Raw genomic sequence first — 18886 nt, forward strand, 5'->3', positions numbered from 1 at the left:
CGGCCACCAGCGCCCCGGCCACAAAAGGCGCCGGGCCCCGAACCCGTACCGGCTGGCCGGGGCAGGCGGTACGGAGCCCCCTCACGTCCCGCTCGCGATCATGATCGTGATCGTGTTACGAGCTCTAGCGGATCACCATTCCGGGGCCGTTGTCGCCGCTGAGGTTGGCGCCGAACAACGCCTGCGCCGCCGGTGCCCCGACGTCCATCGGGTTCTGCGCAACCGACTCCGAGGCCGTCACTCCGGAGGCGGCGCCGCGCAGCAGCCACACCGCTCCACCGTTCACGACGGCACCCAGGTTCTCGCCCGGCCCACCCGCGACCAGATCCGCCTTGGCGTCACCCGTCACGTCGAGCAGTCGTAGCGACCCTCCGAACAGGTCGCCGGACTCCGCGACTCCCGGCACGCCCGCCGTGTCCTGGTGGAACGCTTGCGCGCCCTTGCCGGTGAGCCCGGCCCTGCCGCCCTTGAGCAGCACGACAGCGCCCGCTTTCGCCTTCGAGCCGATCGCCTCGCCGGGGACTCCGACGGCCAGGTCGGGGAATCCGTCACCGTTCACGTCGCCTGCGCTCAGCCGTCCGCCGAACTGGTCGCTCTTCTCGTTCGCCCCGGGCACGCCCGCCGTGTTCTGCGTGATCGTCTGTGTGCGGGTCTGACTGGGGCCGGACGGCGAACCGTAGTAGATCTTGACGGTCCCGGGGTCCTCCTCGTTCTCGGTGTCTCCGCCTGGGAAGATCCGGGTGGCGAGGTCGGCGTAACCGTCGTGGTCGAAGTCGGCGACGGCAGTGCTGGACGCGGAGTTGAGGCCCTGCGGGACGGTGGACAGGCCGGCCTCGGTACCGAGCCACAGCTTGCCGCCCTCGGCATGGTTCTCGTAGACATAGAAGGTCGCGAGATCCTCGATGCCGTCGCCGTTGAAGTCGCCCGCGGCTGTCGAGTTGATGGTGTTGTCGGTGCTGTAGACCTTCACCTGCTGCTCGCGGGCGGGGACGCCGTTGCGGCTGAAGGGGCCATGAAGCACGTCGTGGTAGTCGTAGTCCTCGCCGTTGCCCATGAACAGGTCCGTGTGCCCGTCGCCGTCGAAGTCGCCCGCGGTGATGTCGTCGCCGACCTGGGCGTTCGCCGGCGCGTCGATGCGGACGGCATCCTGGCCCGAGATGCCGGTCTTTCGGCCCCACAGGACGATCACCGATCCGTTGACGTTGTTCTCCGCTCGGTAATCGCGGGCGACCACCGCCAGGTCGGTCAGGCCGTCGCCATCCAGATCGCGGGAGACCATCGCGTAGCCGAAGACCTGGTTGTCGCCTGAGACGCCGGGCACACCAGGGGTGTCCTGGGTAATGACGGCGGTGCGCGCGGGATCGAGGCCGTGCGCCGAGCCGTAGCTGACCGTGAGGTAGCCGGCCGAAGCATGGCCGCCGACCTTCGCGCCGGGCGCGGCGACGGCGACATCCTGATAGCCATCCCCGTCGAAGTCCTCGCGCACGGTGGCGGCGCCGTCCTTCGCAGACGCGGTGCCCGCGACGATCGGCACGCCGAACGACCCGATCAAGGCAGCGGCTACGGCGGTCGATATGGCGGGTCGGCAGATACCCACGGTTCCTCCTTAAGGCGCGAGCGATGTCGCAGACGCGTGCGCGCAGATGTGATTCACCTGCGAGACACGCGGGAACCGCTGATGGTTGTGCGGAGAACGGCACTTGCGCGGGCGCAGGGCGACGGGTGAGGCGCCGCCTCACCCGTCAAACCACTCCGATCCGGCGTGACACCTGATCGGTCTCAGTCTCATCACCGAGCTCCGACCTGCAGACTCTTCGGCGTCGGCCGGTTCGGTGCGCTCAAGCGAGCCCTGGGCATCTGGGCGAACATCCTCACCGCGCGACTCAACAACCTGACCGAGCTGGGTCTGCTCACCAAGCGGGCCTATCGTTCGGACAAACCGTGGTATGAGTACCAACTCTCCGACAGCGCCCGCGAACTCGTCGTTCCCGCCATCGCGGCCATCACGCGCTGGGCAGAGACTTACGCGACTGACAGCGACATCACGCACCATCCCGTGGTGCATACGGTGTGCGGCAACCCGACCAAGCCGTGTCTCGCGTGCAGCAGTTGCCATCAGCCGGTTGAGGCCTCGAACCCCGGCCGGCGCCCGTTGAGGGGACGGGCCTCGCGCTGCTGGTGCCGGCGGTCCGGCGCGACTGGTTGAACCTGGGTTCGTGGACCGGGTCCCTGGTCTGCTTCTGGCCGGGCCGGGCCAGGGCTTCCGGCTCCCGGTGCTGCTGTGGATCGTGCTCTCCGACGTACCGGCGGGCTCCGGTACGGCAGCAGGGCCCGGACCGCGCGTCGCGGTCCGGGCCCTGCCCCGTGCGGTGCCGCCCTGCGGCGGCGGTGCGTCAGCTCTGTGCGGTGTCGTCGTCCGTCTGCCCGGCGCCCTCGGCTGCGCCTGTCTTCTCGCGCATCTTGCGCACCAGCTCCGCCTTCTGGTCGGCGGCGCCCTGGCGGTCGAGGTTGCGGTGCGGGCCGTTGTTCTGCCGTTCGGCACGTGACAGCTTCTTGCGCTGGCCGCCGCCCATGCCTACGGGGTTGTTGATGTTCTTGCTCATGGGTTCTCCCGGAATGATGTGAAGTGATCTACGGATTCATCGGTGGGGACGGGCGCGGCGACGTCGAAGGACATCAGCAGGGGCCCATCACGCTCTCACTCGTAAATCAGTGCCTGGAAGAACATGACCAAGAGGTTACCCGGTTCCGTCGGCCCCGCACACCAAGTTTTTCGCCGTCCCGGCGTCGGCCGGGCCTACGGCGAGCGCCCCGGGGCAGCCGTTTCCTTCCAAGAATCGCAGCACCGCCTGATCCCCACCACTCTGGGCGACGAGCTCGCCAGGGTGTTCCCTGGCTACCGCCCGGAGCGGCCAGCGGCGAAGATGCCGCCGCTGGCTTCCAAGGCCGCGTTCATCATTCTCAGCGGCCGTCAGGACGGGCACCGCCAGCTGAACACCAGCATGAACGGCCGACTCCATCGAGGGCAGCACCTTCCGCGTGCCCCCAGCGCACCGCCCACCTCACTGCCCGCGAGAACCCCGAAGGCGTCAACGCCGAGATCGATGCCTTCCTCGCCACGCTGCCCCGCGACCTGATCAGGACCGAGGACACTGACATGTTCTTCGGCATCGGGCGCCGGGATGTGATCTCGTTCCGGGGCCAGCCCGTTTATCCGAAGCCTCGGGGCGCTGGACGGACAGGACACACCGTTCTTGCGCGGCACCGACGCGAACACATCCGCCACGAACAAGGCCGACCGCGCCGTGTCGCCGTACGCCTACCGGACCGTCGCCGTGCGCTGCCCCAGGCACTCACCGCCCCCTTCGCCGCCTACGTCGAGCAGCTCGACGGCCCGCACACTGGCTCGCCGCAGGCCGAGCAGTCTCGGCGACCGCACTGTCCGGCAAGCAGAGATCTGCCGCGTACGAAAGGGGAGGGCGGGCCGCCCCGCCGTGGCGCCTACGTCATAGGTGGAGTGGCGGATTGTTGCGGATTGCCGAGCGGCGGGCCCACAGCGCGCAGGCAAGTAACACCAGACCGGCGAAGCAGTATGCCCACGCATTGACACTGCCCCTGGCCCAGCCGACGGCCCAAACCAGCGACCAGACGGAGAGAAGTACACACAGCGCTGTCCAGGCCAGCGTCCACATTCTGTTGCGCGCGGCGAGGCGGTGCGGAGTACCTCGTTCCATCTCGCCCATCTCACGCGAGCCACCATGCTCATCACGAATCGTCATACCTGGCCGGATTCCCCCGACTCGGTGAGCGAACCACCCTGGGGCCTACTGGCGATGTACTCAGCCGACCACGCCGACGGCGTAGAGAATCCCGGACACGACAAGGACCGTCCGGTTCCAAACTTGCGTCGGCCTGCCGCCAGTCGTCCCGGACATCTCCCTGGAGCTCGCTGCGCCGCCCCTTGAGAATCGAGGGGAAGGTACGGCCAGAGCGGTTGCGGTGCGGGCACCGGGGCGGGCCAGAACGTCCTGCGGGGGAGTCGGCCGCCGGGCCTGTTGCACGGTGCTGACGGGTGGGCGACTTGACCAGGCGGACGGTGGCAGATCGACGGCACATCAACGGGTACGACACCCCATTTCTGTACGCCGTTGTAACGCAGCGCATGGAATATCTCGAGGACGGGCACCTGATATCACCTGACCACGCCAGCGAATAACCGACGGTCCGAATTCAATGAGCGCACCGAGAGAATGTCCGAGGCATAACTGTCGCTTTCGCTCCACCATTGGCCCTGCAGGGTAATTCTCCACCTCCATGAAAACCCCGTGGACTTCCGATCCGCCCGCCCGGGTGAATTCCGATCCTCCCATTCGGAAGATATGCGGGGAAGGATGTTCGGCCCGCTGAATCGGCAAACCCGAAAGGGCCGCCCGCACGGGAGTAGCCGTCTGGGTGCTCTGCCGCTCCCGATGGCCCCAGCGCACTCACCAGGGCCGGCTCCGGGAGCAGACGCACCGGCGGGGACGCCCGCCCGGGACAGAGGCAGAGCGCGAGACGCGGCACGGAATTCCCGCGAGGTCAAATATCAGGTTAAGCAATTGACAGAGCACTTGGCGACATGCCCCAGGGGCTTACTAAATCGTCGGCCCGGTCACATCTTCAAGAATTGACAGGACGCTGGGCGGCATGCCCTCGGTACGCCGAAAAATCGCCGACTGTTATCGGTCTCCAGGGAATTGACACCCGCCTGAAGGCTGCTTAAAGTCCGCTCGTCAGGTTTTCCGGACCGCATGCAAAGGTATTCATGACTGCATCCACGTTGCCGAAGTCAAAGCAGCATCTGATTCTTGCCGTTCTCATGGTGTGTTCATTGCTGATCTGGTTGGACAACACCGTCCTGAGTACCACCTTGGAGACCCTCGCGGACCCGGTCCGTGGGCTGAACGCCAGCCCGGCGGAGCTGCAGTGGGCCACCGGCTCGTACACGCTGGCCTTCGCCACCTTGATGTTCACCGCGGGCGCGCTGGGCGACCGCTTGGGTCACCGGACCGTGCTCGCAACAGGCCTGGTGGTCTTCGCCGCGTCCTCGGTGTGGGCGGCGTTCGCGGGAGACGCGGGGCAGTTGATTGCCGCCCGGGCCGCGATGGGCGTCGGCAGCGCGCTGATCATGCCCGGCAACCTGGCCATCCTCATGTGGACATTCACCGGCCCGGCGCGGTCGACCGCGATCGCCATCTCCTCGACCTCCGCCGGAGTCGGCATGGCCGTGGGCCCGGTGCTCGCAGGCGTGCTGCTCGACCACTTCTGGTGGGGCTCGGTCTTCCTGGTCAACGTCCCGGTCGTGGTCCTCGCGCTGGTCGGCGTCTTCCTGCTGGTCCCGAACTTCCGCAGCCCCGTCGTGCGACCGCTGGACCCGGCCGGAATGCTGCTGTCGATCAGCGGCCTCGCGGCGCTCGCCTACGGACTGATCCGCACGGGGCAGGTAGCGGCCTGGGGCCGTACGGACGTCTGGGCGCCGATCGTCGTCGGACTGATCCTGCTGGCCGTGTTCGTCCGCGTCGAACTGCGCAGCAAGATGCCGAGCTTCGACCCCCGGCTTCTCGCCCAGCGCGCGTTCGGTGGCGGCAACGTAGCCCTCGGGCTGCTTCTGTTCGCCATCTCCGCCGTCACCTTCTACAACGCGTTCTACCTGCAAGGCGCCCGCGGCTACTCGCCGGTCGCCGCGGGCCTGGCCGGCCTCCCGACCGCGCTCGGCGCGATCCTGGGGGCACCCGTGGGCGCGCGCCTGGTGCATCGCTGGTCGCTGCGGCTCGTCGCCGTGCCGGCCTTCACTGTCGCGGCGCTGACCATGGGCGCGTACGGCCTCTTCGGGCTGAGCACTCCCCTCATCTGGATCGAGGTCCTGCTGCTGGTCCAGGGCCTGTCCATCGGCATGGTGCTCGGGCCGGTGACCGCGGCGCTGATCAGCGCCCTGCCGTTGGAACGCGCCGGCGCCGGATCGGCCGTCACCAACACCGTGCGCCAGACCGGCAGCGTGCTCGGAATCGCCGTCGGCGGCACGATCATGTCGATCGTGTACCGGCGCGCGATCGAACCCTCGCTGCACGATGTCCCCGGACCGGCGCGGGACCAGGCGCGAGTCTCCGCCGAACAGGCCCGGCACGCCGCCACCACCTCCCACCTGCCCGCGCTCGGGCACGCCGCCGATGACGCGTTCGTCCACGCCATGCACGTCGGCGCGATCTGGATCACGCTCATCACGCTCTTCGGCGCGGCTGTACTACTGCTCGCCCTGCGCACGGTCCGCGAGCCCGCGGCTGCCGGGCGCGAGCCGGAGCCCGCGCAGGAAGACCGCCCGACCACGGACGAGGCGGCCCCCCGGGCCGGGGCCGATGCCCGGCCCGTCCGCGAGAGCGACGACGTGGGCAGCCGCTGACGCCATGGGAACCAGACAGAAACTCCCCGAAGTACGGCCGGACAGTCAGGCCACTTACCTGCCCGACCGGCACATGTTCGCCCTGTGGACCTGGGCCGACGGAGCCGTGGGGGCGGCCCCGCCGGTCGGCGACGTCGAGGCCGTTCCGCTGGTCGTGCCGACGCCGGACCTCGGCAGGCTCAAGGTGTCCGACATCGACTGCGTGCTGATCGAGCCGGACCGGCTCGTGGCCGTGCCCCTCGACTCGCCCGGCCGGTCGGTGAAGGTCTGGCGGTCATGGATCGCGGGCGCCGAGCCGGCTCTGCCGATCGCCGCGTACGCGGTCCCCGACGCCACAGGTGTCGCCGTGACGACGGCGGAGTACGCGGGCGGCGTCTTCCGCCGCGCCACCTCGGTGGGGGCCGAGATGCGCACGGCGCTCACCGCCAAGCTGCGGCCTTATCAGGTGCGCGGGGTGAGCTGGCTGCGCGAGACCATCGAGACGCACGGCGGCGCGGTGCTGGCCGACGAGATGGGACTCGGCAAGACCTTGCAGACCATCGGTTGTGTCGCCGGACGCGCCGAGAATGCGCCGCAACTGGTGGTCTGCCCCACGTCGTTGGTGGGGAACTGGGCGCACGAGATCGCGCGGTTCGCACCGGGACTGCGGACCACGATCTGGCGCGGCGGGCCGCTGCCCGAGGTGGACAGCGGCACGGTGGTGCTCACCGGCTACCCCACGCTGCGCATGCACAGCCCGGCCCTGGCGGGGATCCAGTGGAGCACCGCGGTCTTCGACGAGGCGCAGGTCCTGAAGAACCCCCGTACGCAGGTGTCGAAGGCCGCGCGCGCCATCGCGGCCGACGCGCGGATCGCCCTGACCGGAACGCCCGTCGAGAATCACCTCGACGAGCTGTGGGCCCTCCTCAATCTGGTCGCACCGCACCTGTTCGCGAACCGGACGCAGTTCCGCCGTCGCTTCGTGCGGCCGATCGCGGACGGCTCCCCGGCCGCTTCCGCCCGATTGCGCGGAGCCATTGAGCCGGTCGTACTGATGCGGAAGAAGTCCCAGGTCGCAGGGTCACTCCCACCCAAGATCCACGCCGATCTCATCTGCGACCTCAGCGAGGAGCAGGAGCAGCTGTACGACCGGCTCCTCGACCAGGTCATCGACGACGGCTTTGGCAGCGGCGCCCAGCGGCAGACCAAGGTGCTCGCGGTCCTGACGTCGCTCAAGCAGGTCTGCAACCATCCGGGCCTGATCACGGACGACCTCAGTGAGCTGTCGGGCAGGTCGGGCAAGCTCGACCTGTGTACCGACATCGTGGCCAACAACTTGCAGAACGACTCTCCGACCCTCGTCTTCACCCAGTACCGGCAGACCGGTGAGCTGCTGGTCCGGCACTTCGCCGAACAGTTCGGGGTGAGTACGCCGTTCTTCCACGGTGGCCTGAACCAGGAGCAGCGGGCCGACATCGTCCGCCGGTTCCAGTCCCACGACGGGCCGAAGGTGCTCGTCCTCAGTCTGAAAGCAGGGGGCACCGGGCTCACGCTCACGCGCGCGGCCGACGTCATCCACTTCGACCGGTGGTGGAACCCGGCCGTGGAGGCCCAGGCGTCCGACCGGGTCCACCGGATCGGTCAGACCCGCACGGTCACCGTCACCACCCTGACCACCGGTACCACTGTCGAGGAGCACATCGCGGCCATGCACAACCGCAAGTCCGCGCTGTCGGACATCGCCGACACGTCGAGCGTCGCCGAGCTGACCCGTCTGGACGACGACCGTCTCATCGAGGTCCTCCGCCGGAAGCGAGTCAACTGACCATGGCCGATCACGACTATGGTTACACGAAGTGGGGCAAGGACTGGGTCCGGTTCGCCGAGTCGTTGCGCCAGACCCGTCCTGATCCCCAGCTGCCGAGCGCGCGCCGCGCGGCACGGGACGGGAAGGTCCAGATCACGTTCGACGACCGGACCGTGCGTGCCGTCGTGCACCGAGGTCGCGGCACCTCGGTGGTCACGATCGAGGTCGCGCCGATGTCCCCGGGGGCGACGGCCGAGATCTCCCGTCAACTGAGTGGCACCCAGCCCCTGCTCAGCGACGACCTGTACCGCGCGATCGCCGACGCGGGCCATCCGCCCGCGCCGGCCCTCGACAGCGTCGGCTGCTCCTGCCCGACCGCCACCCCACGGTGCGTCCATGAGCTGTCCGTCTACTACGACATGGCGCGGCGCATCGACGACGATCCCCGCATCGCTCTTGACGTGCAGGGCTTCTTCCGCGCCTCGGCGGGCGGCGGCCAGACGCCCGCCGAAGCGACGGCGCAGCGCTGGATCGCGCTCAACTCCCTTGATCCGGCCGCCTACTTCACGGCGGCCGATTGAACCGGCCCGGCCTGAGGAGGGGGCGGTGCGTGCACGCCCGGCGGGCAGCACGCACCCTCACCGCCCGCTGAGCCTGCTGATGCCCCCGCGTCCTCTGGCCGCGACGGCCCCTCTCGCCCGGGGGGATTTCAGAGTCGTGGTGGTCTCATGAGTGTGCGGGGCACGGCGGTGTGACGATGCCGGTCGGATGCGCGGCCGAACGCATCGAAGCTCCGTTGTGGGGGTGACCTTCCCAAGTCGCCGTTCCACAAGGGAGCTTCGATGTGTCGTCGGTCTGCCACCGTCTGCCTGGTCAAGTCACCGACCCGTCAGAGCCATGCAACAGACCCGCCGGCCGAGCGGTTGGCCGCGCCGGCAATCCGCGATGCCGGCGCGGAAGGCATCACCCCTTCGTGGCGGCGCTGCCGATCGCCTGCTCCGCCCTGACGAGTGGGGCGAGGAACTTCCCGTGCCGATCCCCTCTGAGCGCCGGTCGGATGTGACGACGTGTCTGATCGACGCAGCGAGGCGGGATGGCACAGCCAGTCAGCGTGCGCAGACTGACGGGGCAGGAGGGACATCTGCGGCGGACTGTGCGCCGGGGCTGCACCAGCACTCTGCGATTCCGTCGGAGCAGACGTAGGCTCAGCTGGACACGGGAACGGCCTGCGGGTCGACTTCGCAGTGAGCGACCGAGTCGACCAGGCCCTCGCCACTGATCTTGACCCGGGTGGTCGCCTTGCCCTTCCCGGACACCTTGACCTCCTCGCTCTCCTCGACGATGGTGATGCCGCCCTCGTCCACGAAGGTGACCGACACCCAAAAGCGCCCCGTCTTCTTATTGTCGTTCGTGACCTTGACCGTCGCGTACGGGGCCGCCTTGGTCGCGCAGCTCACCAACTTGGCCTTCGCGTTCTCCAATTGCCCACCATCAGGAGAGCTGGAAGAGGTGGAGCGGTGGGTCGGCCGTCGGTTGTACGTGCCGCCGCTGGAGTTGCTGCTCCCGCCACCGCTGCTGCCGTACGTATCGTCATCGTCGTCGTAACCAGAACCGGATGTCATCGATCCAGAAGATCCAGAGGACCCGGATGACCCGGAGCTGGTCGACGACGAACTGTCGTGGTTCTGGCTCGAACTGCTGCAGCCGCTTCCGCCGCCCCCGCCGCTGTGGCGACTGCCACCGCCGTGACCTCGCCCCGTCGTGAAGCCAGTCAGCGCGAGCGCTGATAGCACCAGTACCGCTGTGACCTTGATCTTGCGCCCCCGATTGCTCATTCGATCATCCTACCCAGGGCCGGCCACGGAGGGGCTGCGGTGGGCGCCGGACCTCCACAGGACGCTCACGGGCCATCCCACTGCCGGAGCTGGTCAACTCCCGCCGTGACAAGAGGGGTTCGCGTCCGCTCCAGAGCGCGAGCCATCCGCTCCGCCCGACACTCACAGAGCCCGCGACGGCAGCGCCTACCGGAAGCTCCGCAAGAGGAAGCCGGGGCTCCACCCGGCACTCGCCCTGGACAAGGCCGCCACATTCCGGGCCCTCCAAGTGGGCGGGCGGTTCCTCTGAAGGAAGATTTGCGCTGCGGGAAGCTATGAGTCATACGCCTCTGCACCGATACGGTGTGGGCCATGGTCGAACCTGACGGTGGCAGCGAGTCGGTGTTCATACGCGGCATGGCGATCTTCTCCGCCGTCGTCACCGCTGCCCTTTACCTCTAGGGCCCCTTAGCCATCGGCCTCGCGGTCAGCGAAGTTGGAGATGGTGCGGATTGCACGCCCATGCGCGAGTGTCGGGACACCTCTCATCGCCCTCAGGGTGCGCAAGTCTTGCAGCATGAGGTGCAGTTCATTCCATTGCACGTCATGTGCCGAACGACCGACGGACGCCTGTTCACCAGCCCGGTTGTTCCGTCCTGGCTCAGCTTGTGCTTTAACCTCTGAGCCCCTCATTTCAACAGGGCAGCCGTGAACAACCCGCGGTGTGCCATCAGCCACTCCTGGATGCGGGCCCAACGCTGCCAACCACCGCGCTCGGACAGTGCCCGGGTGTAGGCGGGGTCACCGTCAGCCACTCGGTCAGCGACGAAGGCCCGGCAGGATGCGGTGGCCTGTTCGATGACGCCAGGCAGTTCAGCGCGCTCCTGCAGGGAGAGGCCGTAGCCGTCGGCGAGGATCCGCAGTCGTGCCGGGGCATCCAGCCCCGCGGGATGGAGAACTGCCGCGGACGTGGGATCGAGCATGGGAACCCAGTAGCGGGCGGTCATGGCAACGTCCCACACCGCTCGGCCGGGGGCCGCCAGGTCGAAATCGATCAGGGCTGCGGCATGGCCGTCGCGGAAGACGACGTTGTCCGGGCACACGTCGTTGTGGCACAGCATCGTTCCTCCCGCCGGGTCGGCCAGGGACCGGGGCCACTCGACACCTGTGTCGACCGGGATGGCCGCGCTGGCGTCGTGCAGGCTCCGCAGCAGCCTGCCCACCGATCTCAACGCGGTCTCGGTCATCGCCCAGCGCGGAAACGGCGGCAGAGCGACGTCGCCCGGGATGAAGGTCAACTGCTCGCGGCCATCGGCGGTGAGACGGATCGGCCTCGGAGCCGCGTCGAACCCCTGCTCTTTGAGCGCGAGGAGATGGGCATGGAGGGCGCGCGCGGTGCGCGGCGCCGGGCGTTCCACCAGAGCACCGTGGCGGAAGACCGCGCCCGCGTTCACCATGCCGCCGACCAGGGGTTCGCCCTCTGCCGTCTCGCCGTCAGCCGTCATGTCGATCACGCTACCTTCAGGTCGGCCGGGTGTGGGACGGTCCCGAAATGTGCTTCGAACTAGGCCGCTCACCTGGGTATTCGCCAGACGCTGAGGCGGCCTTCGTCTGATCATGCGCTCCGATCAAGGACGCACGTGACCACGACGAAGGCCGTGACGATGAGTTTGTTGCCTGACCATGTTCTGGGGAAGCGTTCGCGAAAGCGTCACGCTTCCGGAAGGACGTACTCGACTGCCTGACCGCGCGCGGGGACGAACTGTTCGAACTGGTCGACGCGTTGTTGTGCGCGGACGGTCCGGTGACCTCGCCGGTGGACCTTACGCTGGTGGCCGAGCACCGACGCGGGCATGGTGCCATGTACGACGCCCTGAACAGCGGAAACGTGGACGTGCCCAGACTCCGGCAGGTGCTGGCCAGGCTGCCGATGCCGCGCGCCGCCGACGGGCGCCTGGTCCTCGCGGTCTACGTCAGCAACTGGCTGCGTCCCGACGCCCCGACCAGCGCGGACCGTCTGTTCTGCCACGTCTACGGCCGCAGCGGACGGACCTCGGACCAGTTCGTGCCCGGCTGGCCGTACTCGTTCGTCGCCGCCCTCGAATCAGGCCGGACATCCTGGTGCCAGTACCTGGACGCCGTCCGTCTTGGCCCGGCCGACGACGTCGCCGAGGTCACGGCCGCCCAGCTCCGCCGGGTAGTCATCGACCTCATCGAGATGGGCCGCTGGCATGCCAGCGACCGCGACATCCTCATCGTCTTCGACGCCGGCTACGACGCCCCGCGCATGGCCCACCTGCTCGACGGCCTCCCGGTCGAAGTGCTGGGACGAATGCGCTCCGACCGCGTCATGCGACGGCCGACACCCACGCTCAAGGAGTACGCCCTGTCCTACGCCCAGGGCGGGCGACCGCCGAAGCACGGCAAGGAGTTCCGCTTCGCCAAGCCGGAGACCTGGGGCAAGCCGGACACGGCCACGACGCAGGTCACCGACCGGTACGGCACCGCCCGCGCGATGGCCTGGGACCGTATCTACCCCCGCCTGACCACCCGCTCCGCATGGATCGACCACACCAGCGAACTCCCCATCATCGAAGGCACGCTGATCCGCCTCCAGGTCGACCGCCTGCCCGGCGGAGGCGACCCGCTGCCCCTCTGGCTGTGGTCGTCCGCCACCGGCTTGACCGGCGAGGACGTCGATATGCGCTGGCAGACGTTCCTGAGCAGGTTCGATCTGGAGCACACCTTCCGGCTGATGAAACAGACCCTGGGCTGGACCCGGCCGAAGCTCCGCACCCCCGAGGCTGGCGACCGCTGGACATGGATCGTCATCGCCGCCCACACCCAGCTCCGTCTCCTCCGCGAGGCCGCCGTCGACTTGCGACGCCCCTGGGAGAAGCCCGCCGAGCCCAGCCGACTCACCCCGGCACGGGTCCGCCGGGGGTTTCGGAACCTGCGCCCGCACCTTGCCTGTCCAGCCCGCGCTCCCAAACCCTCAACGCCCGGTCCGGGAAAGCCACTTGGCTCAAAGAACCGCTGCCCCGCAACTCGGTACGGCGTCGGGAAAACGACCAGACGACCCGAGACCATCATCGAGCGCGACCGCCCCAGAGGTTAAACGACAAGCTCAGAGCCTGTGCCTGAACCTTCTGCCTCTGTGAGTGGGTCGATTCTTCGACGGCTGATCGTTTGGTTAACGGGAAACCCTCAGCAGCCTGGTGGCTTTTACACGAGTTACGGCTCAGGTCCACTTCCTGTGAGGCGGTCACTTGAAGTGATCGGTGGCGTTTCCAGGACCTCAATCACCTGTTGGACTTCGTGGCGCCACTGGTCGGCGTCGTCGCCGTCCACCCAACCTGTTGCCATCTCTGATCCATCTTGAAGTACCCGTTGGAGCGCGAGCCGGGCTGCCGCCCGGAGCGACACCGGAAGCTCCGGCAGCGGTTCTCCGGGGCCGTCATCAGGGTCGATATGAATCCGGGCCCCCGGGAGGGCGCTGGCGACGAGAGCCGCAGCAGTGACGGCCTCGATGCCATCGCCGCCATCCACATGGGTCTTGGCGTTCGTGACCCGCAGAAATGCTCGCGCGAGCACATCGATGATCTGTTGGGAAGACAGCCCCTCAAGTTCATCGACGAAGTCTGCGGCCAGGTCGCTGTCGAACGGACCGGTTCCCCACGTTCCCATGCTGTGCTCCTGGTATCGGTGTCGCTGGCGACGGCAGCATCCCAGCAGCCACTGACATTGGTCACGGAGCGAGGAGAACTCGCTTGCGGAGCAGGTCGAATCCGGCGCGGCCGAACATCTGGCGTTTGAGCATCTTGATCCGGTTGACGTGTCCCTCAACACCACCGGAGCTCCAGGGAAATGAGAGGCCTGCGATGACCGCGTCGAGGTCACGTTCGAGGTGGTGGGCGAAGTAGCGGAGGCTGGGCAGATCGGGGATGGTGGTTGCTGCTTCGATCCATGCGGGCAGTTGGTCGCCTTGCAGCTTGGTGAGCATGTGGGCGCAGGCGCGTACGTGTTGGGCGAGCACGTTCAGTGCGGGGCAACGGGTTTGGGAGGCGCCCGTTTCCACGGTCGGGTGATGTTCACGAGTTTTGAAGGCAGTGGGAGCTTGCCAGGACAGCATCGGGGTGTTCCCGGTGAAAGGCCCTTGTCATGCTGTAGATGTCGAAGGTCGAGCTGTGCGCAGCGATCCGGCGGGACCACCGAGCGGACGTACGAGGAGGAAACCTCAAGCGGGCAGTTTCGTGTCAATGACGAAGCTGATTTCGATGACCTGGCCGGGCAAAGTCAGTTCAGTGATGCCCAAGACCGTGCTGGCCGGGCGGTGGTCGCCGAAGTACCTCAGGTTGCCCTCCGCCGTCACCGCGGCATTCTGCCGCAGGTTCACCACGTACAAGGTCTGCGAGACGACCTGGTTCCGGGTGGCGCCGTAGTGGTCCAGGACCTTGTCCATGTTGGCGTAGGTCTGCTTGAGCTGGGCGGCGAAGTCCCCCGCGTAGAGGAACTCGCCTGCCTCATCGAACGAGAGCTGTCCAGAGACGTGGATCAGCTCGCCGGACTTGATCGCCTGTGAGTAGCCGAAGTCGCTCTCGGCCGGCACGTTGTAGTTGAAGACCTCAGTGGTGGCCACGGTGCTCGCCCTTCCGGTGTGCTCTCTTGTAGTTACTCGGAAACTGTAGGAGAGTGACGGTTGACCTGGAAGAACGCACTTTTCGGTGACTGAGGAACCTGATGGTGACCAAGCAACTACTCAAGGGCCTGCCTGAGGACGCTGACCTGCGGCGCGCAGACTCCCTGGCGCGGGAGATCTTCTCGGACGTCGCCAACAAGTGGGCGCTCCTGATCATCGAGGCGCTCGGCGAGCGCACCCTGCGCTTCAGCGAGCTGCGGAACGAGGTCGAGGGCGTAAGCCACAAGATGCTCACCCAGAACCTGCGCATGCTGGAGCGCAATGGCCTGGTCGACCGGAAGGCGCACCCCACCGTGCCGCCGCGAGTCGAATACACCCTCACCGAGCCGGGCCGGGCCCTGCGCACCGCAGTCGACGCCATATGCGGCTGGACCCACCAGCACCTCGGTCACATCGAGAGTGCACGCGGCCGTTTCGACGCCTGACGGGCGCGCGGCGACACCCTCGCGCGTTCCGCGATTCCTTGATCGATCTCACGTTGGTGGCCACCAACGTGGCCCGCGCTTCGCCTGATCGGGCTACCGAGCCATCCTGTGCCACAGGTTCAGAAACAGACATCTCACAGGCGGCGGACCGTCCCATGGACTTGCTGCTATTTCGCGTGAACATCCACGAGCCTCAAGATCACAAACTGCTGCCCAAACCGGCAGACAAACGCTGCTGTTTGAAGTGAACGAAGCCACTCACCACACCCGCCATGGCCGATGACCCCGATCTCGGCATCGGGAGCCTGATGCTCCCCGAATCAAGCGCCGCTATGGAGACTGTTTTCGTCCCCTGGGGCGTGGGGAGAGACGCCGCCACCGGTCAGCCGTAACGCGATGACGGGGGGCAGGAACGGTGGCTGTCGCCGCGGTGATGGTCCTGCGCCGGTGATTCAGACAGTGGCCGGGGTGAGGCGGATGGCCCGCGGCGTGATCCTCAGTCGCACTCTGGGCTGAGGTGCTTCGGTCTTCCAGGGCGGCCTGGGGTTGTCAACCAGCGGGGTCTTGCGGGTGAGCGGCGGGTCATGAGCGTGATCGCGGCGGCAAAGTACGGGCGAGGAGATGCGACTCAGGCCGCGTAGTCGCTGAGCGAATGTCGGATTCGTGATCAGGCAGTGAGATCGTATTCCTGCTCGTCGCCCCGTCGACGGGTCCCCAGAGATCGGCCGCCGGCCGCTCGCCAAGGCCATGCCCGCAGCGGACGCGTATCGCGCGGTCATGGACCGGATCGACCCAGACTTCCGGTACGACCTCCACGAGCTTATCGAGAAGCTGGACTACGAGGACGAGAACGGGCGGGACATGCGGGACGTCGACTGGTACGCACACGACACAATCTTCTTCTCCATCGTCGGCTGAACCCATGCTCCTTCAGCGCCGCCGCACGGGCCCGCCGCGCGAAGGACGGGGCGGGCTCAGTTTGGAGCCTGGCTTGCCCCGGTCCACGGGGCTCGGACCTGTGAGTTCGCCCCCCTTCTTTAGCGGGAGGGGTCAGCGAGCCAGGTCCGCCAGACGTGCCTTGTGTTGGGGATCTCCGGATGGTCCAGGAGCCAAAGCACGTAGCCTGCGTGGAGTTGGGCCCATGGGCTGTGCGAGTGGCGTGCGCGGTTGAGCCTGGTGCGCAACTCATCGCCGTCGACGGCTCGGGCCACCCGCACGTACTCGCGGTCCTTACAGCGGTAGGCCCGCCGCACGACGAGTTCGACGAGGTCGATCAGCTTCTCTGTGGTGGCCTCGCTACGGCCGCCCACCGCCAGCCTCCGGATGAGTCCTTGCTTCGTGCCCCATGCCTTGGCGTGCCTTTGCCACTCCAGTGGATATCGCGCCTCCCATTCCAGAAAGAGCAGCGCAAAAGGCAACTGCGGGGACATCCCGATGTCATCGGTATACGGCACGAAGTGCAACGCCTCCGGCAGACAACGGCTCCCAGCGGCGTCATAGGCTTCGCGCGCCGCCACGACCACTGGCTCGCAGAACAAAGGCCCTGCACCCGTCCTGGACGCCTGTACCCAGGCTTGGTTGTACTGAACGAGTGCCTCGTGGGCTTCTGCTCGGGCCGCATCCAGCCGCGCGAGCGCCACACCCCGCTCTATGTCGTCGGGGGCTATCAAGTCGTACGTCCAGCCCAGACGCTCAGCCCACTCTCCGGGGCTGTCCGTGTTCGAGCCTGCTGCTTCCGCCATGGCACACATCTTTCCTTGCCCTGTGCGCAATGACGATCCCGTTTCTGGAGGTGCCTGGTTGCCGGAGAGCCGTACCAAATCAACTGCACCGCTGCCACGCAGCAGTCCGACGTCCGGTTCGGAGGGAACCAGGGCAGCGCGGCCCAGGCGACCGCGGGCCTTGGACCGTAAGGGGAACTGATCGGACGGCAGTCCGTTGTGGTCACATATGACATGGATCTGGCCGGAGTGAGGCACCGGCCGCACCGCGCGTAAGGCACCATTTCGCGCCGCCGGTTGTCGATCCTGGTCGCGCCCGCAACTTCGAGGGCCTCGCCCGCTCACAGTGAACCCTGTACCAACCACCAGTGGATTCCGTACAACCAGCTCCGCCCTTCGACGGTCACACCTGGTATCGCGCACCCTGTCGACCGAGTGGGAGCTACCGTGCCGCACAGCCGCCGCATCCTGACGTACGCCATCGCAGCCGCCGCCGCTACCACCGCCGGGTTCGTGCTCCCGTCCAACTCCACCGCTGCCGCACCCCGTACCGTCACGAGCGACTTCAACGGCGACGGCTACGCGGACCTCGCCGTCGGCGTCCCGGACGGGACCGTCGACGGCAAGACCAAGGCCGGGTACGTGAATGTCGTCCAGGGCGGCCCGAAGGGCGTCGGCGCCTACGGAAGCATCCGTGTCACCCAGGCCACTCCCGAGGTTCCCGGTTCCCCGGAGACGGGCGACCGCTTCGGCGCATCCGTGGCTCTGACGGACCTCAACGGGGACGGCATCGCGGAGCTGCTCGTCGGTGTCCCCGGCGAGGCTGTCATCGACCGCGGTACTGACGCGGGCATGGTCATCGCCATAGGGGGCTCGAAGAACGGGCCGGGACCGGGGTCGACGGTCCTCACCGGGCCGTCGCCGTCAGCTGCGTACGGAAGATCGGTCGCGGCAGCCGATCTGACCGGCGACGGCAACAAGGAGATCGTGATCGGCGGCACGGACAAGGTCGTCGCTCGTGTCGCCCAGGGCGAAGACAGCATGGTCACCACCATCGTCGCCGCCCCCATGGGCGGCCGCGCCCCCGTCCTGGCCACCGGCGACTTCGACAGCGACGGCACGGCGGACCAGGCCGTGTCGTACTGGACCGCCGGCGACCCCAACACGCAGTCCCACGTGCGCCTGTTCAAGTGGGACGCCGACCGGTCCGCGATGGCCAACTTCTGGAACACGGACAACGCCGGCGTGACCGCCCTGGCCGCCGGTGACTTCGACGGCGACAACCACGACGACCTGGCGCTCGGCGAATGCCGTGAGATCGCCGACGAGAACATCGACGATCCCTGCGGCCCCGAAGGACTCGCCAAGGGGGGCGCCGTCCACATCCATTACGGAAGTCCCGCGGGCTCGTTCGGCAGCCGCGCCCAGACCCTGAACCAGGACACGGCAGGCGTCCCGGGTGTCGCCGAGGACGGCGACCGTTTCGGCGCCGCCCTCGCCGTCGCCGACGTCAACCGCGACGGGCGCGACGACCTGACCGCGGGTGCTCCCGGCGAGGCCATCGGAAGCAAAGCGGGGGCGGGCGCCGCCTGGCTGCTCCACGGCGGCGCTCGCGGGCTGCTGGATGCCAACGGCGCTGCCACGTCCGTCTCCTGGAACCAGGACACGCCCGGCCTCCCGGGCGTCGCCGAGGCGGGCGACACCTTCGGCGCGGCGGTCGCCGCGGGCGACTTCAACGCCGACGGGGTACCGGATGTCACGGTCGGATCTCCTGGCGAGAACGCCTCCCTGGGCGCCGTATGGCTCCTCCCCCGCGGCTCAGCCGACGGCTCGGCGGCCTTCTCGCCCCGCACGCTCGGCCTCCCGTACCTGTCCACGGCTCAGAAGTACGGCAAACCGCTGAGCAACCGCTGAGCCGCCCTGCGGATGTTGCAGCCGCCCCCTCTCCCTGGGGGTTCGCCTCGCTCCGGGTGGTGTAGCGGCGGAGCCGTGTCGAGCATGACCA

15 protein-coding genes and 1 pseudogene are annotated in these 18886 nt (G+C 67.8%); 8 read left to right on the forward strand and 8 right to left on the reverse strand.

Annotation, left to right across the window (positions count from 1 at the left end):
* Nucleotides 1-124: 124 nt before the first annotated feature.
* A complete protein-coding gene (locus ACGFX9_RS32625; RefSeq protein ID WP_393481438.1) occupies nucleotides 125-1597 on the reverse strand; it encodes an FG-GAP and VCBS repeat-containing protein in 1473 nt (490 codons plus the stop codon).
* Nucleotides 1598-1762: 165 nt separating this feature from the next.
* Here ACGFX9_RS32625 and ACGFX9_RS32630 point away from each other — a divergent pair, with 165 nt between their 5' ends.
* Nucleotides 1763-2206, forward strand: coding sequence for a winged helix-turn-helix transcriptional regulator (locus ACGFX9_RS32630; RefSeq protein WP_393481441.1), 444 nt, complete (start codon nucleotides 1763-1765; stop codon nucleotides 2204-2206).
* Between the two features lie 187 nt (nucleotides 2207-2393).
* On the opposite strand, the gene ACGFX9_RS32635 is transcribed toward ACGFX9_RS32630, so the two are convergent.
* The gene (locus tag ACGFX9_RS32635; RefSeq protein ID WP_393481444.1) at nucleotides 2394-2603 is read right to left on the reverse strand and encodes a DUF6243 family protein; all 210 of its coding nucleotides are present in this window, start codon (nucleotides 2601-2603) and stop codon (nucleotides 2394-2396) included.
* 2255 nt (nucleotides 2604-4858) lie between these two features.
* Between ACGFX9_RS32635 and ACGFX9_RS32640 the strand changes: the two genes are divergently transcribed.
* Genes ACGFX9_RS32640 through ACGFX9_RS32650 form a run of 3 tightly spaced genes read left to right on the forward strand, consistent with a single transcriptional unit; the run spans nucleotide 4859 to nucleotide 8803 of the window.
* A complete protein-coding gene (locus tag ACGFX9_RS32640) occupies nucleotides 4859-6436 on the forward strand; it encodes an MFS transporter (RefSeq protein ID WP_393481447.1) in 1578 nt (525 codons plus the stop codon).
* Nucleotides 6437-6440: 4 nt separating this feature from the next.
* A complete protein-coding gene (locus tag ACGFX9_RS32645; RefSeq protein ID WP_393481450.1) occupies nucleotides 6441-8240 on the forward strand; it encodes a DEAD/DEAH box helicase in 1800 nt (599 codons plus the stop codon).
* Between the two features lie 2 nt (nucleotides 8241-8242).
* A complete protein-coding gene (locus ACGFX9_RS32650; RefSeq protein WP_393481453.1) occupies nucleotides 8243-8803 on the forward strand; it encodes a hypothetical protein in 561 nt (186 codons plus the stop codon).
* Nucleotides 8804-9427: 624 nt separating this feature from the next.
* On the opposite strand, the gene ACGFX9_RS32655 is transcribed toward ACGFX9_RS32650, so the two are convergent.
* Nucleotides 9428-9844 (reverse strand): hypothetical protein, encoded by a 417-nt coding sequence (locus ACGFX9_RS32655; RefSeq protein ID WP_393481456.1) that lies wholly within the window; start codon nucleotides 9842-9844, stop codon nucleotides 9428-9430.
* 881 nt (nucleotides 9845-10725) lie between these two features.
* Nucleotides 10726-11541 (reverse strand): phosphotransferase enzyme family protein, encoded by an 816-nt coding sequence (locus tag ACGFX9_RS32660; RefSeq protein WP_393481912.1) that lies wholly within the window; start codon nucleotides 11539-11541, stop codon nucleotides 10726-10728.
* Between the two features lie 236 nt (nucleotides 11542-11777).
* Between ACGFX9_RS32660 and ACGFX9_RS32665 the strand changes: the two genes are divergently transcribed.
* Nucleotides 11778-13154, forward strand: coding sequence for an NF041680 family putative transposase (locus ACGFX9_RS32665; RefSeq protein WP_393481915.1), 1377 nt, complete (start codon nucleotides 11778-11780; stop codon nucleotides 13152-13154).
* 116 nt (nucleotides 13155-13270) lie between these two features.
* Here the strand turns inward: ACGFX9_RS32665 and ACGFX9_RS32670 are convergent, their stop codons facing one another.
* The 3 genes and pseudogenes from ACGFX9_RS32670 to ACGFX9_RS32680 form a co-directional block, all read right to left on the reverse strand.
* Nucleotides 13271-13723, reverse strand: coding sequence for a DUF4259 domain-containing protein (locus tag ACGFX9_RS32670; RefSeq protein ID WP_393481459.1), 453 nt, complete (start codon nucleotides 13721-13723; stop codon nucleotides 13271-13273).
* Nucleotides 13724-13784: 61 nt separating this feature from the next.
* A pseudogene (locus ACGFX9_RS32675) lies at nucleotides 13785-14090 on the reverse strand (transposase); the annotation flags it as partial.
* A 183-nt stretch (nucleotides 14091-14273) separates the two neighbouring features.
* Nucleotides 14274-14675, reverse strand: coding sequence for a RidA family protein (locus tag ACGFX9_RS32680; protein WP_393481462.1), 402 nt, complete (start codon nucleotides 14673-14675; stop codon nucleotides 14274-14276).
* 101 nt (nucleotides 14676-14776) lie between these two features.
* Between ACGFX9_RS32680 and ACGFX9_RS32685 the strand changes: the two genes are divergently transcribed.
* Together ACGFX9_RS32685 and ACGFX9_RS32690 are read left to right on the forward strand one after the other, a co-directional pair.
* Entirely contained in the window at nucleotides 14777-15160 is a 384-nt protein-coding gene (locus tag ACGFX9_RS32685; protein WP_393481465.1) for a winged helix-turn-helix transcriptional regulator, read from the forward strand.
* Nucleotides 15161-15907: 747 nt separating this feature from the next.
* Nucleotides 15908-16078, forward strand: coding sequence for a hypothetical protein (locus ACGFX9_RS32690; RefSeq protein WP_393481468.1), 171 nt, complete (start codon nucleotides 15908-15910; stop codon nucleotides 16076-16078).
* 119 nt (nucleotides 16079-16197) lie between these two features.
* Here ACGFX9_RS32690 and ACGFX9_RS32695 read toward each other — a convergent pair whose 3' ends face one another.
* Complete coding sequence (locus tag ACGFX9_RS32695; protein ID WP_393481471.1) at nucleotides 16198-16902, reverse strand: hypothetical protein; 705 nt, start codon at nucleotides 16900-16902, stop codon at nucleotides 16198-16200.
* Between the two features lie 426 nt (nucleotides 16903-17328).
* Here ACGFX9_RS32695 and ACGFX9_RS32700 point away from each other — a divergent pair, with 426 nt between their 5' ends.
* Nucleotides 17329-18795 (forward strand): integrin-like protein, encoded by a 1467-nt coding sequence (locus tag ACGFX9_RS32700; RefSeq protein ID WP_393481473.1) that lies wholly within the window; start codon nucleotides 17329-17331, stop codon nucleotides 18793-18795.
* Nucleotides 18796-18886: the final 91 nt, after the last annotated feature.

It is taken from the genome of Streptomyces sp. NPDC048436, from assembly GCF_043200355.1.
Classification (GTDB): domain Bacteria; phylum Actinomycetota; class Actinomycetes; order Streptomycetales; family Streptomycetaceae; genus Streptomyces.